Below are 15,654 nucleotides of genomic sequence, written 5' to 3'. Positions count from 1 at the left end.
TTTTGCTGGAGGGCTTATATTCTAACTTAAGTTCATTGTTAGACCGAAACCTAATTAACCACCGAAGTCATCAAGTAGGATGTTTTCGTCTTCAACACCTAAGTCTTTAAGCATGTTAATAACTGCCGCGTTCATCATTGGAGGACCACACATGTAGAACTCACAATCTTCTGGCGCTTCATGGTCTTTAAGATAGTTTTCAAAAAGTACGTTATGAATGAAGCCCGTGTAACCTTCCCAGTTATCCTCTGGTTGAGGATCTGAAAGGGCAACATGCCATTGGAAGTTATCATTTTCTTCAGCTAGACCGTCAAAGTCTTCCACGTAGAACATTTCACGCTTAGAACGTGCACCGTACCAGAAAGACATCTTACGCTTAGAGTTAAGACGCTTAAGCTGATCGAAGATGTGTGAACGCATTGGCGCCATACCAGCACCACCACCAACAAATACCATTTCAGCATCTGTGTCTTTCGCGAAGAATTCACCGAATGGACCAGAAATAGTAACCTTATCACCTTCTTTAAGTGACCAGATGTACGATGACATCTTACCACAAGGTAATGTTAGGTTATTTGGCGGCGGAGTTGCGATACGTACGTTTAGCATGATGATGCCAAACTCTTCTGGGTAGTTAGCCATTGAGTACGCACGGATAGTTTCGTCGTCAACTTTAGACTCTAGCTTAAAGAAACCAAAACGTTCCCAGTCAGCACGATATTCTTCAGGAATATCATAGTCTGCATATTTAACATGGTGAGCTGGTGCTTCAATCTGAATGTAACCACCGGCACGGAAAGGTACAACTTCACCTTCAGGGATGCCTAGTTTTAGCTCCTTGATGAAAGTTGCTTTGTTATCGTTAGAGATAACTGTACATTCCCACTTTTTAACACCGAAGATTGATTCTTCAACTTCGATTTCCATGTCGTTTTTAACGTTAACCTGACACGCTAGACGACAGCCTTCACGTGCTTCACCTTTAGAGATGTGGTCAAGTTCGGTTGGTAGAATATCACCACCCCCCTCTTTAATATGTACGCGACACTGGCCACATGAGCCACCGCCACCACATGCAGACGATACGAAAATACCCGCGTTTGCAAGTGCACCTAGTAGCTTACCGCCAGCAGGAGTCTTGATCGCCTTTTCAGGATCGCCGTTAATATCAATTGTAACGTCACCGCTTGCTACAAGCTTCGATTTCGCTGCAATGATGATAAGCACTAGCATCACAACGATAGCGATGAACATGCTTACGCCTAATACAATAGTTTCCATCGTATAGTTTCCTCGCTACCTTACAGTGAAATACCAGAGAATGACATGAAGCCAAAGCCCATTAGACCTACAGTAACAAAGGTAATACCTAAGCCACGTAAACCATCAGGAACGTCTGCATACTTCATCTTCTCACGAATACCTGCTAACAATACGATAGCAAGTGCCCAGCCCACACCTGAACCTAGACCATAAACTACAGATTCACCGAAGTTTAAGTTACGCTCAACCATGAATGATACCGCACCGAAAATCGCACAGTTAACTGTGATTAGCGGTAGGAAGATACCTAGTGCGTTATATAGCGCAGGGAAGAACTTATCTAACGTCATTTCTAGAATTTGAACTAGCGCTGCGATTACACCGATAAACGTCAAGAAGCGTAGGAAGCTAAGGTCTACTTCTGCAAAACCTAGCCACTCTAATGCACCCGGCGCTAGCACTGCGTGATAAACTAAGTTGTTCACTGGTACAGAGATACCAAGTACTACAACTACCGCAATACCTAGACCTAGCGACGTTGTTACTTTCTTAGATACCGCCAAGAAAGTACACATACCTAAGAAGAAAGATAAAGCTAAGTTTTCAATGAAAACCGCTTTAACGAATAAACTAATATACTGTTCCATCTCTCTCCCCTTATGCCTTCGCTTCTACTTGCTCTTTCTTCCAAGTACGAAGTACCCAAATGAAAGAACCAACAATAAAGAACGAGCTGAATGGCATAACTAGTAGACCCATAGGCTGATACCAACCACCTTCAGAAATAAGTGGAAGGATTTCAACGCCAAACAATGTACCTGCACCAAATAGTTCACGGATAAAGCCAACTGTTAGAAGTACAACAGAGTAACCTAAGCCGTTACCAATACCGTCAAGGAATGACATTGTTGGTGGCGACTTCATTGCGTATGCTTCTGCACGACCCATTACGATACAGTTAGTAATGATAAGGCCGATGAACGTTGATAGTTCTTTTGCTGTTGAGTAAACAACGGCTTGAAGCACTTGGTCTACAACGATTACTAAAGATGCAATAATCGTCATTTGGACAATGATACGCACACTTGAAGGAATGTGATTACGGATCATTGAGATAAATAAACTTGAAAACGCAGTAACCAATGTCAACGCGATTGACATGATAAGTGCATTTTTAAGGCTTGATGTTACCGCTAATGCAGAACAGATACCCAACACTTGTAGTGCAATCGGGTTGTTCGCAAAAACAGGACCAAACAAGACTTCCTTCATTTCTTTTGCATTAGCCATTAGTTCAATGCTCCTTTACGTACTTTCGCAAGGAATGGACCAAACGCTTTGTCGCTTGTCCAGAAATCAACTGTGTGATCAACACCGTTAGAAGTAAGTGTTGCACCAGATAGACCGTCTACCTTGTGTTCGTTACCGCCAGCACTACCTTTAACTACGTCGATAGGAAGCTCTTTACCATCCCAAAGTGCAGTCCACTTAGGATTTTGGATTTCACCACCAAGACCTGGAGTTTCGCTGTGCTTATAAAAGTTGATTGACTTAATCGTCTCACCATCAGCTTCTAGCGCAAGGAAGCCATACATCACACCCCAAAGGCCGTAACCTTGGATTGGTAGAATGATAGTAGACACTTTACCTTGGTCATCTTTTGCGAAATAAACTGGAGAGTTATTCGTGATACGTTGAATACCCGCTTTGTCTTCTGCTTTTGAAAGTTTGTAACTACGTTTGGCATCAAACTTAGTCGCTTCAAAGTCAAAAGATTCCGCTTTAACGTCTTCTACAAACTCACCTGTTTTAAGACTAACAACACGTGATTCGATATTTTGGTTAAAAACTTCAGACACGTTTTTAACTTTATCGTAGCCAGCAACGGCTAAAATGTTACGTTGAATATCTTCGTTTTTGTTTGCTTGCTGCATAGGGCGAAGCTGAACCGAAGCAAAAGATACTACGATTGCACACACTAAACATAAGCCAACAACTACGCCGAGCGTTTTGCCCATTGATTCATTCTTAGTTGACACGTGCCAATCTCCTCTTCACATTAGACTGCACTACGAAGTGGTCGAATAGTGGAGCAAAAAGGTTAGCGAATAGGATTGCCAACATCATGCCCTCTGGATATGCCGGGTTAACAACACGGATAAGCACAACCATTACACCGATTAGCGCACCGTATAACCACTTACCTTTGTCTGTGAAAGACGCAGATACAGGGTCTGTTGCCATAAAGAACATACCAAATGCGAAACCACCAAGTACTAAGTGCCAATGCCAAGGCATTGCAAACGCAGCATTAGTTTCAGAACCGATTGCATTTAGAACAAATGACATCACAACCATACCGATGAATGTGCCCAGTACAATGCGCCATGATGCAATACGAACATAAATGAGGAACAAACCACCCAATAAAATAGCTAAGGTCGACGTTTCACCAACAGAACCTTGGATAAAGCCATAAAACGCATTAAACCAAAGGTCCATATTGCTGTAATCTAAAGCGCCTGCGCTAGCTTGACCTAGATAAGTTGCACCAGAGAATGAGTCAACAGCAGTCCACACTGTGTCACCAGAGATATCAGCTGGGTATGCGAAGAATAAGAACGCACGACCTGCAAGCGCTGGGTTTAAGAAGTTACGACCTGTACCACCGAAGATCTCTTTCGCAACAACTACACCGAACGTAATACCTAAAGCAGCTTGCCATAACGGAATTGTCGCAGGCAGGATAAGCGCAAATAGAACCGAGGTTACAAAGAAGCCTTCGTTTACTTCGTGCTTACGAACTGACGCGAATAACACTTCCCAGAAGCCACCAACCGCAAACACGGTTGCATAGATAGGCAAGAAGAAGCACGCACCGTAGAACGTTTTGGCGCCCCACCCGGCATCAGCGGTTAATTCACCACCAAGTGCTTGGAAGATAGCTACCTGCCAAGTATTAGCAAGCTCAAAACCGTTACCTAGTGCAAGCGCAGCTTGGTGACCGATGTTGAACATACCAAAGAACATTGCAGGGAACGTCGCCATCCACACTAAAATCATAATACGTTTTAGGTCGATGTTATCGCGAACGTGCGTTGCACCTTTGTTTACATAACCTGGAGTATAGAAGATAGTTGCTACGGCTTCATAAAGCGCGTACCACTTCTCGTGTTTACCACCAGGTTCAAAGTGAGGTTCAATGTCTTCTAAAAATTTCTTTAAGGCCATTTTTAACCTTCCTTCTCGATAGTAGTCAGGCAATCGCGCAGGATTGAACCGTACTCATATTTGCCCGGACATACGTAAGTACATAGTGCTAAATCTTCTTCATCTAGCTCTAGTGCACCCAACGAAATCGCAGAATCTAGATCACGTGAAATAAGATCACGTAATAATAGCGTTGGCAAAATATCGAGTGGCATAACACGCTCATAGTTACCGATTGGTACCATCGCACGCTTAGAACCACCAGTAGACGTTGTCATCTTGAACAAACGGCTAGGTGTTAAGTGTGAAATGAATGTACGTGTTACTGAGAATTTGTCACTACCCGGAGCGATCCAGCCAAATAGCTCTTTCTCGCGACCTTCAAGTAAAACTGATACTTGAGTATGGTAACGACCAAGGTAAGCATGAGGGCCAGTTGCTGTTTTACCAGCTAACACAGAGCCAGAAATGACTCGGTTATCACCGTCTTCAAGCTCGCCTGCAACTAAATCTGTTAGCGACGCACCGACATGAGTTTTTACTAAGCGAGGGTTCTTAACTCGAGGACCTGCTAGAGCAATAACTCTGTCTGAGTAGATTTCACCTGTCAGGAACAACTTACCAAACGCGATGACATCTTGGTAACCAATGTGCCAAACTTGCTTGTTTGTACCTACAGAATCTAGGAAGTGAATGTGAGTACCCACGTTACCTGCTGGGTGCACACCTGCAAACTCATGAACTTCTACTTGTGAGATAGAAGAACTAGGTACGTTAGCACCCGCTTTCTTACACACAAATACTTTGCCTTCAGTCAAACGAGATACAACCGCTAGACCCGCTTCAAACGCTTCCACGTTTTCTGCGATGATAACAGCAGGATCTGCTGCTAACGGGTTAGTATCTGTTGCTGTCACAAAGATTGAGCTAGGTGTTGCACTCGGCACAGCGACACGGCTGAATGGACGTGCACGAAGCGCTGGCCATTGACCAGACTCGATTAGCACTTCCTTCACTTTTTCAGAGTCTAAGTTGCTTAAATCAGCAGCTGAAAACTTCTCGAAAGTGATTTGCTCGTCGCCTTGAACTTCGATCACAACGGATTGAAGTACACGCTTAGCACCACGGTTAATTTCTTTAACTACACCAGAAGCTGGCGCAGTAAACTTGACGCCTGGGTTCTTTTTATCTTCAAAAAGAACTTGGCCTTTTTTGACTTGGTCATCCACACGAATATGCATGGTAGGACGCATACCGATGAATTCTTCACCTAGCACAGCTACTCGTTTGACAGCAGAACCATCATGAATAACTTGCTGAGGTGCGCCCTCTATTGGTAAGTCCAGACCTTTTTTTATGTTGATCATACGCACTTGCATTACATTAACGGAAAGAAACTGAAAATATCTTTAGTCACCACAGCGCCACCTCGTTTGTACTAAGTATTAGGTATAAAGAGCAGAAAGTTATGAGTCCGGATAGGGTTCCCAAACAAGCCCCTTTAAAATACCTCTCAACGCGCACAAAAAAGCAGCGTCGTGATAAAAGTCCTCACATATTTCTCTGATTTTAACATTAATCGTACTGAGTATGCGAGTGGAATTATGAAATTAATACGACTTTAACGTGGATTTAGATTAGTTGAAAAATCCATCACTGGAAGGAGTATAGACCAAAGTTGCATAGATAAAATTTTTCTTACCCTTATCTGCAAAATAAGTAAAAATTCACGGTCAAACAAAAACGGGCAAAGTACCAATTCGCACTTTGCCCGCAAAATCAAAAACAGTGAGATCAAAAACCGTGAAATTAAACGAGGTGACTAATTTCTACCGTTGCATCCACATCAGCTTCGTAATCTACGCCGTCAACTCCGAAGCCGAATAGCTTCAAGAATTCGTTGTGATAACCAACATAATCCGTCAATTCATCAATTGTATCGGTATCAACAGTATCCCAAATAGTTTGTACACGAGCTTGAACGCCGTCTTCTAGTTCCTTATAGTTTTGGAACAAGTGACCGCCATCATCAAAGCGCGGTGATTGGCCATATAGGTTTTCAGTAAACAATCCATGGATTTGCTCGATTGTCCCTTCATATGTACCATCACCTTTCATCACTTTAAATAGTGCAGAGATATAAAGAGGCATAATTGGAATAGCAGAGCTTGCCTGCGTCACTACTGCATTCAGTGAAGACACATAAGCTTCGCCTTTAATATCCGCTGTGGTTTCGCGAATTGCCAGCGTCGCACGGTCCAAGTCTTCTTTTGCTTTACCAATCGTTGCGTGGCCGTATATTGGCCAAGTCAACTCTTTACCGATATAAGTGTATGCCGTTGTTTTGAAACCATCAGCTAACACATCTGCTTGCTTAAGTGCATCAATCCAAAGTTCCCAGTCTTCACCACCCATCACTTTAACCGTATTGGCGATTTCGTCTTCGTTAGCAGCTTCAACTGTCATTTCATCAATAACGCGCTTAGAAGTATTTAGGTTTTTAGTCGTGATAGCTGAGCCAATTGGCTTAAGTGTTGAAGAATAAACTTCATCAGATTTAGGGTCTTTACGACGAGGAGACGCAAGGCTATATACCACTAAATCTACTTTACCCAATTCAGCTTTGATTGTGTCGATGGTTTTTTGCTTCAACTCATCAGAAAACGCATCACCATTGATATTTTTAGACCATAAACCCGCTTCTTCTGCAGCTTGCTGGAATGCAGCCGTATTATACCAACCCGCTGATGCTGTTTTTTTCTCTGAGCCTTCTTTTTCAAAGAAGATACCTAGCGTTTTCGCACCGGCACCAAATGCAGCGGTGATACGCGACGCCAAGCCATAGCCTGTCGATGCACCTATTACTAATACATTCTTGGGGCCATTTTCGATTTGGCCTTGTTGTTTTACGTATTCAATCTGTTCTTGAACGTGTGCAGCACAGCCTACCGGATGCGCATTAGTACAAATAAATCCACGAATTTTTGGTTTGATGACCATAAGAGATCCTATCCATTGATTTGATACAAAATAAAAGTGAGATTGCTCTCACTTTATTAAAATTACTGCGTAGTGTACTGGCAGATATGTAAAACACACATCTGATCAGCTATCGAACTTAGAACCACCCAAGCATTTAGGTGACTCTGGCGTCTGACCTTCTTTGTCTGAAAACTCTTCTGGTGTATAGGCATGAATGGCCAAAGCGTGAATATGGTTTTGCAGCTCATCTTTTAGCACTTCATTGATCTTTCGATGACGTTGCAGCAGCCTCTGGCCGACAAATTGTTCGCTTACAACAATGACTTTAAAGTGAGACTCTTCGCCACGGCTGTGCATATGGCTTTCATTGATAACGTTCAGATGCTTGCACGCAACGGCTTCAGCTATTTTGTCATAAATCTGTGATTGCATTGACATTATACTTTGTCTCCTAGAGCAATTCGTGACGCTACTATACGCCGTTCAGCGCGTATTTCCAACACTTCGAAAGGTGAGATTAATACGCCCCTGAGTCACCTTGGCCTGCTTTGGCAAAGCATGTTGATAGTCGCGCTGGCTATCACCTTGCATTACCAATAAGCTGCCCGTTTCCAATAAAATGTCGGTTACAGAGAGGCTTACTTTGTGGCGTATTTTAAATTTGCGGGTCGCGCCAAGCGACAGTGAAGCAATTATGGGCGTCAAACCGAGTTCGGGTTCATCATCACTGTGCCAGCCCATACTGTCTTGACCATTACGATAATAATTGGCCAATACCGCATTAAAAGGAATATTAAATCTGCGTTCTAGCGTTTGTCTGATCCCAAGCAATACCGAAGGCCAAGGAGCATTTTCGAGTCGCTTTCCCGAATAACTATAATGCACGTCTGGGTCGGCAATAAAGCATTCAAGTCGAGGCGTTTGATGGGTCTTACCAAATAAGGTGATGGTATTTTGCTGCCACGCAAGGCTATTCAGTAGTACATTATATAGCGCTAGACTTTTGTCGAAGCTAATAGCCTGTGCTTGATAGCTAAAACCGCTCGGCAAGTTCCGTGCTTTGTCTACTGCTCTCATGTTAAACTACCCGCTGCTTTTATTTATAGAACATTCACATGACGACTGATGCAATTCTAGCCGGAAACCCTTTTACGCTACATAGGTTTCCACTCGATCAAAAAAATCGCAGCTTACAAGCTTGGGATTCAGCCGACGAATACCTGTTAGATTATGTCTTTGAACATCACCGCGATGCAAACCGTATTCTCATTCTCAACGATAGTTTTGGCGCATTATGCTGTGCACTTGCTGACAAGCACTGCACAGTAGTCACCGACTCTTATGTAAGTACCCTCGCCTATGAGTATAATTTAGAGGCCAACGAACTTGCGGACGCTCAGGTTGATGTACTCACTAGCATGGATGAGCTGCCAAAAGATATCGATCTGATATTAATAAAAATTCCCAAAAATTCAGGGCTATTGCAAGCGCAACTTGCACAGTTAAGTAAACTGACTACAGACATTCCCGTAATTGCGGCTGGCAAAGCAAAAGAAATTCACACCTCAACTTTAAAAAGCTTTAGCCACTTTTTGACTGAGCCAACGACTAGCTTAGCGGTAAAAAAATCGCGTTTAGTGTTCAGCAAGACGTCAGCCAAAGCCATTGATAGTAAATTCCCTGTGTCTTGGCCGCTGGAAAAAACCGATTTTATCTTGTCGAATGAAGCAAATGTCTTCTCACGAGACTCTCTTGATATTGGCGCACGTTTTTTTATCAATTACCTTCCTATGGGTAAAAAACCATTGAAGGTCATTGATCTCGGCTGTGGTAATGGTGTCATCGGATTGATGACGCTCGCAAAAATGCCAAATGCCACCGTCACCTTTATCGACGAGTCGGCGATGGCGGTGCATAGCGCGGAGCAAAATATCGTGAATAACCTACCCGAGCGTGTTGCTGATTGTCAGTTCGTTCAAAACGACTGCCTTACGGGTTTTGAAAATTACGGTGCGGATCTGATACTGTGTAACCCACCATTCCATCAGGCCAACGCAATCACCGATCACATTGCTTGGCAGATGTTTTTACAAGCTAAGGCTGCGCTTCGCCAAGGGGGAGAGTTAAGAATTATCGGTAACCGCCACTTGGAATACGACGACAAACTCAAGCGTTTGTTCGGTAACAGCAAGACACTAGGCAACAACAAAAAATTCACTGTTTTAAGTGCAATAAAGAGGAGCTAACTTCATGCGTTTTTCATTGCTGATTATTTTGCTAACCTTGATACTCGTGGGCTGTGAAAGCTCACCACGCAGTGTCATTCTTCATCCGGAGTATCAAGGACCTTCGTCAAACGCGCTTGCCGCCAATGTGGCGGTCAAAGTAAACGACCTGCGGACCACAAAATACACCATTCGCGTGAAAAACCAAGAGCCCGCACTTTACGTACCTGATGCTAATTTACCAGTTAATTTCAATCAGGTATTAACGCAAGCACTCACCGCACATGGCGCGCAAATAACACCGGCCGCTGCTGCGCAAATCACTGTGAATATCAATCGCTTTAAAGCGATTATTGATGAATCTTTCTCGACTCATCAAAGTGATGCTGAAGCTGACGTCACCGTACTGATAAAGCAAGGCGCTCGCAGTTTCGAAAAGCAATATAAAGGTAGTGCTAATTTAAATGGCCCACTAAAACACGACCAAGCCAAAGTCGAAGAGCAGCTCAACAACCTAGCTCAACAGGTTGTTACTCGAATCGTTCAAGATCCTGAATTTATTCAATTTGTGAGAGGAAGTTAATGAAAAAAATAATTCTAAGCTTAACCATCCTATTATTAAGTATGAATGTCTTTGCCGAAATGAACGGTAAATTCGTACAAAAGAATAATCTATTCCCTCGAGTTCAAATCAATACCAGTAAAGGGCCGATTATTGTCGAACTAGACAGATCGAGAGCGCCTATTACAGTAAATAACTTTTTAACTTACGTTATCAACAAAGACTATAACGGCTCTGTCTTTCATCGAGTTGAGCGTGATGAAGCCAATGAAAAAGACTTTGTTATCCAAGGTGGAGGCTACGACAAAGAGTACGATGGCATGTTTGAGCGCGAAGCTATCTTCAATGAAAGCGGTAATGGTCTGAAAAATGATATGTATACCATTGCCATGGCATACCAAGACAACAAACCACACTCAGGTACCAGACAGTTTTTCTTTAATATGGATGACAACGATCACTTGAACCCAGGTAGAGGCTGGGGTTTTGCCGTGTTCGGGAATGTCTCTGAAGGCTATGAAACACTGGACGCGATTATGAAGGTGGAAACCGGCTACAATGAAAAGCTTGGCTATACCTTTATACCTAAAGAGCCCGTCATTATTCTTTCAGTCGAAGTATTAAAGCAGCCAGAGTAATACCCTTTTATGTTGATATCATCTAGCTTTTCACAATATCTTGGTTATTACAAAGACAAACGTCTATTAACTGTCTTTGCTTTTGGAATAAGTAGCGGCTTTCCTTGGGTATTGATTGGTTCGGTGATGTCAGCTTGGCTTAAAGATGAAGGGTTAAGCCGCAGCACCATTGGCCTATTTGGCCTAGTATATGGCGCCTATACTATCAACTTTTTGTGGTCCCCACTCGTTGACCGAGTAAAAATCCCTCTGCTGTATAATCGCTTAGGGCAAAGACGAAGCTGGATAGCAAGTTGCCAGTTTATTATTATTGTTGCCACCTTTGCATTAGCCACTATTTCAATTAAAGACCACCTTTCGCATGCTGCATTATTGTGCTTTATTATTGCGTTATTTTCAGCTACACAAGATATTGCAATAGATGCTTATCGCATCGACATTTTACCAGAAGATGAAAGTGAAAAGGCAACGGCAGCGGCAGCGATGGCGACTTCAGGTTGGTGGTCTGGCTATGCCTTACTTGGTGCAATTCCGTTCTTTATGGCCGATTTACCCGGCTTTAGTTGGCCCATCATCTATCAGATGCTAAGCGTCATCGTAGTGTGTTTGTTAGTTGTCACTTTGTTGGCAAAAGAGCCAAAATCTCATCGCGAGCAAGTACAGGCACTACTACAGAAGAGTTACGAGCAAAAACTTAACTACAGTGCTTCGTCAAATGCGTCTAAAAAGATCTATGCCTGGCTTGCTGTGACTTTGGTTGAACCCTTTAAGCGATTTTTTGAAAAAAATGGGGTTAAAACGGCATGTGCCCTACTCGCCTTTATTTTTCTATTTAAGATAGGTGAGGCCTTTTTAGCCCGTATGTCCATCGTATTTTATAAAGAAGTTGGATTTTCAAATACCCAAATCGGACAATATTCCAAGCTTGGTACCGGCGTGATCACTATCGTATTTGCTTTTCTTGGCAGTATCTTTAACCATAAATACGGTATCGTGAAGGGCTTATTTATTAGTGGTGTTGCTATGGCCGCATCAAATTTAATGTTTTCTTGGATTGCCATAGCTGGCCCTCAAGAACATCTGTACGCGCTAGCAATTGTGGTAGACGGCTTTACCCAAGCTTGGTCATTGGTCGCCATGGTGGCATTTATTTCTATGCTCTGTGATAGAGCATTTAGTGCAACCCACTATGCCTTGCTGGCATCACTTGGCAGTTTAGGCCGTACCGTGCTATCAGGCTATAGTGGTTTTGTGATAGATGATTTGCTTGGAGGTAATTGGGCACTCTTCTTCGCGCTAACTGCGCTTATGGTGCTTCCATCATTATTGTTTTTATATTTTATTCGGCACAAGCTGTATGCTATTGAAAAGGCGTATCATGCTAACAAAAACTAGAGGTGCAGGTCCTTGCACCTTTTACGTTTTTGCTAACTAAACGCTTATTGATCTTCTTTGATTAGCTGTAAGCCTTCATAAGGATCAACTTCTAACGCTTCGCAGTAACGTAAAAACTCAATGACATCCAATCGACGTTCTTGATTCTCAATCTTACCGATGAATGAATGAGGCGTACCTAACACCTGCGCAAGACTACGCATTGTGTGACCTTTCTCGTGGCGCTTTGATTTTAGCCACTTCGTTAGCTTGCCGTTTTCTTCAGAAGAAACCGTTTTACCCATCATAATTAAACATCTCCTACTAGATGAAAGACTAAATTATCTAAATGAAATATGCCCGTCTCATTTAGTTATTATCTAAATATTACAGTTGTAGCTTATCGAGGAACTCTACAATGCAAAATGTTAAGCCTGTATGAACTCAGCATTTTTGCCTTTAGAACTCGCTCAAGCTTACAGTTTACCCCGAATGCGGTACAACTTACCAGCTAGCTGCGATAAGTTATGCCAAACCAGTAACACGTAGACAAAATGTTAACTTGTCCCTATGTACCCAATTAGGTATAGACTAAAACACGAGTAACACCTAATTAATTTTTTACTTTTTCTTAATTCATTAAGGGTTGTAATATCCAGTAACACTTTAACAAATTTTTTAAAAAATGTACCAGTATTTGAAATAAATTATTTTTCTTTAAAAAATAAAAACTTACAGCTAACATTTACTGAGTGGTTAAAAAAGAGGCTATTACTAGATGATTCGATTACTGTTTTTACTGCCAATTCTATTGTGCTTAGGCTGGATTTACTTCCTTCGTTCTAACGGCGTGCCGCTTAAGCAAGGGAAAAAAGGCTTTATCTACATCTTAGTATTTTCATCTTTTGTTTTGGGCTTTTTTGTCTTAATGATGTATTTAACAGGGAGTTTGTGACGAATAAAGCAAATTGAGTTGTGATGGGCAGAAACAAAAAGAGCCATGACAAACGCATGACTCTTTAGTGGAACGTAGTGCGAATAATGTCTAGACGCTGAAACTTGCACCACAGCCACAAGTGGTTGTTGCATTGGGGTTGTTCACAAAGAAACGTGCACCCTCAAGTCCTTCAGTATAATCTACGATTCCGTCTATTAGATACTGAATACTCATTGGATCGACAACCATAGTGACACCGTTTTTTACGATTTCCAAATCACCCGGATTTACTTTTTCATCGAAAGTGAAACCATATTGAAAGCCTGAGCAACCGCCACCCGTTACATACACGCGTAGCTTAAGATTGGCATTCTCTTCTTCTTCAATAAGTTCCTTTACGCGGCTTGCGGCAGCGTCAGAAAACTGAATTGGTAATTGTTCAGACATAGATTTAGACCCCTAATCCTGTAATCTGCAAATTATCTAATACCTGAGTATTTTAATCAAGTATAGCGTTTGTACCAATTATCTTTGATAAATGATCCACTTTTGGAACAAAGAACTCGTCGTTCACCTGTCAAAACGGTTCTATTTATTTTTTGTCATTGAGAGATTTTTAACTCTGCACCTAACCTGCTATTGAATGCATATTGGTATCTATAATGCTTAACCAAAGAAAATAAGACTATTGCCTCAGTTAAGTTGCGTTAGCACAAGGACTTAGTGTAAAAAATTTGATATTCTTAAACGGTTTACTATTGTGGAATGACGTTCATGTCGTTGGATACATTAAGACGAAGCCTTGCAAAACCTAAAACTTCAGCGCAACTGTGCCTACTTGGTGCCGGTGCTGGCCTGCTTGCGGCGATACTTATCATTGCTTTTCGTCTTACTATTGAATTAATCCAAGGCACATTTCTCGATAAACCTGATGACTTTACCGAGCTTTCTGAGCTACATCGGCTATTTTTGCCTGTGCTTGCTGCGCTACTCATCGCGGTCTTTGCCGCCTTAACCGGGTTTAAGCATTACCGTTTGGGCATTCCATATGTGATCAATCGGATCAAACACCACTACGGTCATATGCCAATTTGGAATTCTGCTAACCAATTTTTTGGTGGTGCCGTTGCTTTGATCAGTGGCTTTTCTGTTGGTCGAGAAGGACCATCTGTGCACATGGGGGCAACAGCGGCGAGCATTCTATCAGAGCGTTTACATCTACCACTCAATGCTGCGCGAACTTTGGCCGGTTGCGGTGTAGCAGCAGGTATTGCGGCCTCATTTAACACCCCGCTCGCGGCGGTGATATTCGTTATGGAAGTCGTGCTCAGGGAGTATAAAATTCACATTTTCGTGCCCGTGATGTTGGCTTCAGTGATCGGTGCAATGAGCACGCAATATGTGTTTGGTAATAGTTCCGAGCTGGCGCTCATTCATATCACTCCGTTGAGTTTTTGGCATTACCCTTATTTAATTATTTGTGGTGCAGCATTAGGAGCGGTTGCTTTTGCCTTCAATCAAAATCTAATGCTGATCATCAAAACTTTTAAGCCCATCAGCATGTTTCCTCGCCTTTTATTAGCGGGTTTAATTGCGGGATTAATTGGCTACGCCGTACCGGGAGCCATGGGTTCAGGTATGAGCGCTATCACCCAAGCCGTTGAATCTCCACATAACTTACAGCTACTCACCACAATATTGATTGCCAAGCTGATGGCGACTTTATTTGCGATTGGACTTGGTATTCCCGGTGGTATTATTGGTCCAGTGATTGGGCTTGGGGTCATCATGGGCACCTTGATGTCTTTCTTTGCCCAGTTTATTGAACCCAGCGTCGATGTTGCGGGAACTTATGGTGTACTCGGTATGGCAGGCTTACTTGCGGCAACTTTGCACGCCCCGCTTGCTGCACTCACAGCGGTAATGGAGCTGACTTCCAATCCAAAAATAATCGTTCCAGCTATGCTGGTGATCACCACAGCTTACGTTACGGCTTTACAGGCGTTTGGCAACCGCTCTATTTTTATTCAACAACTAGATTTCCAAGGGCTGCCTTACCAAGTATCCCCGGCAAAAGAGGCATTACAGAAAGTAGGGATAGTGGCTGAGATGGATGAGAATTTTAAACTGCTCTATTCCGATGACAAAGAGCAGATAAAGGAAACCCTATCCGCGGTTGATAGCCAAACACCGCTCATTGTTTATGATGAACAGAGCGGCTACCGCTTAGCCGAATACGATTTAAACTTAATCTCCGAAGGCAGCGTATCGGTCTCTTATATCGAGCTACAAGGACTAAGCACACAAGCGACCTTAGCAGACGCCTTTGATGTGCTTAAAGATAAACGTTCAGGCGCGGTGTATATATACAACCAAAAGGATGAAAAACAAATACTTGGGTTATTGCGATGGGACCAAATTCGTCACATACTCACCACCAGAAACAGTTTACTCTAATCTAAA

16 protein-coding genes are annotated in these 15,654 nt (G+C 42.6%); 5 read left to right on the top strand and 11 right to left on the bottom strand.

The window, feature by feature from the left end:
- Positions 1-54 precede the first annotated feature (54 nt).
- The 9 genes from nqrF to MHN30_RS00630 all read right to left on the bottom strand — a co-directional run bounded on the left by nqrF (position 55) and on the right by MHN30_RS00630 (position 8,532).
- The gene (gene nqrF, locus MHN30_RS00670; protein WP_010372196.1) at positions 55-1,281 is read right to left on the bottom strand and encodes an NADH:ubiquinone reductase (Na(+)-transporting) subunit F; all 1,227 of its coding nucleotides are present in this window, start codon (positions 1,279-1,281) and stop codon (positions 55-57) included.
- Between the two features lie 20 nt (positions 1,282-1,301).
- On the bottom strand, positions 1,302-1,910 hold the full coding sequence (gene nqrE, locus MHN30_RS00665) for an NADH:ubiquinone reductase (Na(+)-transporting) subunit E (RefSeq protein WP_045987684.1): 609 nt from the start codon (positions 1,908-1,910) through the stop codon (positions 1,302-1,304).
- A gap of 10 nt (positions 1,911-1,920) precedes the next feature.
- Positions 1,921-2,553, bottom strand: a complete 633-nt coding sequence (locus tag MHN30_RS00660) for an NADH:ubiquinone reductase (Na(+)-transporting) subunit D (RefSeq protein WP_010606099.1) — start codon at positions 2,551-2,553, stop codon at positions 1,921-1,923.
- Positions 2,553-3,302, bottom strand: coding sequence for a Na(+)-translocating NADH-quinone reductase subunit C (locus MHN30_RS00655; protein ID WP_010606098.1), 750 nt, complete (start codon positions 3,300-3,302; stop codon positions 2,553-2,555). Before MHN30_RS00655 ends, MHN30_RS00660 begins: the two co-directional genes overlap by 1 nt.
- Positions 3,292-4,494 (bottom strand): NADH:ubiquinone reductase (Na(+)-transporting) subunit B, encoded by a 1,203-nt coding sequence (locus MHN30_RS00650; RefSeq protein ID WP_010606097.1) that lies wholly within the window; start codon positions 4,492-4,494, stop codon positions 3,292-3,294. The genes MHN30_RS00655 and MHN30_RS00650 overlap by 11 nt, the downstream gene beginning before the upstream one ends.
- A 2-nt stretch (positions 4,495-4,496) precedes the next feature.
- Complete coding sequence (locus MHN30_RS00645; RefSeq protein ID WP_010372207.1) at positions 4,497-5,840, bottom strand: Na(+)-translocating NADH-quinone reductase subunit A; 1,344 nt, start codon at positions 5,838-5,840, stop codon at positions 4,497-4,499.
- 442 nt (positions 5,841-6,282) lie between these two features.
- The gene (gene fabV, locus MHN30_RS00640; protein WP_010372210.1) at positions 6,283-7,473 is read right to left on the bottom strand and encodes an enoyl-ACP reductase FabV; all 1,191 of its coding nucleotides are present in this window, start codon (positions 7,471-7,473) and stop codon (positions 6,283-6,285) included.
- Positions 7,474-7,578: 105 nt separating this feature from the next.
- The gene (locus tag MHN30_RS00635; RefSeq protein WP_039493750.1) at positions 7,579-7,893 is read right to left on the bottom strand and encodes a BolA family protein; all 315 of its coding nucleotides are present in this window, start codon (positions 7,891-7,893) and stop codon (positions 7,579-7,581) included.
- 45 nt (positions 7,894-7,938) lie between these two features.
- Positions 7,939-8,532 carry an alpha-ketoglutarate-dependent dioxygenase AlkB gene (locus tag MHN30_RS00630; RefSeq protein ID WP_130163543.1) on the bottom strand — a complete coding sequence of 198 codons (594 nt, stop codon included), beginning with the start codon at positions 8,530-8,532 and terminating at the stop codon, positions 7,939-7,941.
- Between the two features lie 38 nt (positions 8,533-8,570).
- On the opposite strand from MHN30_RS00630, the gene MHN30_RS00625 reads away from it, so the two are divergent.
- The 4 genes from MHN30_RS00625 to MHN30_RS00610 are packed head-to-tail and all read left to right on the top strand — an operon-like array spanning position 8,571 to position 12,275.
- Positions 8,571-9,701 (top strand): methyltransferase, encoded by a 1,131-nt coding sequence (locus MHN30_RS00625; RefSeq protein WP_130163542.1) that lies wholly within the window; start codon positions 8,571-8,573, stop codon positions 9,699-9,701.
- A 4-nt stretch (positions 9,702-9,705) separates the two neighbouring features.
- Positions 9,706-10,263 carry a YajG family lipoprotein gene (locus tag MHN30_RS00620; protein ID WP_130163541.1) on the top strand — a complete coding sequence of 186 codons (558 nt, stop codon included), beginning with the start codon at positions 9,706-9,708 and terminating at the stop codon, positions 10,261-10,263.
- Positions 10,263-10,880, top strand: a complete 618-nt coding sequence (locus tag MHN30_RS00615) for a peptidylprolyl isomerase (protein ID WP_010606092.1) — start codon at positions 10,263-10,265, stop codon at positions 10,878-10,880. Before MHN30_RS00620 ends, MHN30_RS00615 begins: the two co-directional genes overlap by 1 nt.
- A 9-nt stretch (positions 10,881-10,889) precedes the next feature.
- Positions 10,890-12,275: an MFS transporter gene (locus MHN30_RS00610; RefSeq protein WP_239356944.1), complete on the top strand. Its 1,386-nt coding sequence runs from the start codon at positions 10,890-10,892 to the stop codon at positions 12,273-12,275.
- Between the two features lie 44 nt (positions 12,276-12,319).
- Here the strand turns inward: MHN30_RS00610 and MHN30_RS00605 are convergent, their stop codons facing one another.
- Positions 12,320-12,562 carry a helix-turn-helix transcriptional regulator gene (locus MHN30_RS00605; protein ID WP_017216404.1) on the bottom strand — a complete coding sequence of 81 codons (243 nt, stop codon included), beginning with the start codon at positions 12,560-12,562 and terminating at the stop codon, positions 12,320-12,322.
- Positions 12,563-13,299: 737 nt separating this feature from the next.
- A complete protein-coding gene (gene erpA, locus MHN30_RS00600) occupies positions 13,300-13,638 on the bottom strand; it encodes an iron-sulfur cluster insertion protein ErpA (protein ID WP_010372235.1) in 339 nt (112 codons plus the stop codon).
- A gap of 327 nt (positions 13,639-13,965) precedes the next feature.
- Between erpA and MHN30_RS00595 the strand changes: the two genes are divergently transcribed.
- On the top strand, positions 13,966-15,648 hold the full coding sequence (locus MHN30_RS00595; RefSeq protein ID WP_010372240.1) for a chloride channel protein: 1,683 nt from the start codon (positions 13,966-13,968) through the stop codon (positions 15,646-15,648).
- Positions 15,649-15,654: the final 6 nt, after the last annotated feature.

Origin of the sequence: Pseudoalteromonas sp. OF7H-1 (genome assembly GCF_022347825.1) — a bacterium.
Lineage (GTDB): Bacteria > Pseudomonadota > Gammaproteobacteria > Enterobacterales > Alteromonadaceae > Pseudoalteromonas > Pseudoalteromonas maricaloris.
The sequence above is the reverse complement of the archived record's forward strand: the minus strand, read 5'-3'. Positions and strand labels throughout refer to the sequence as shown.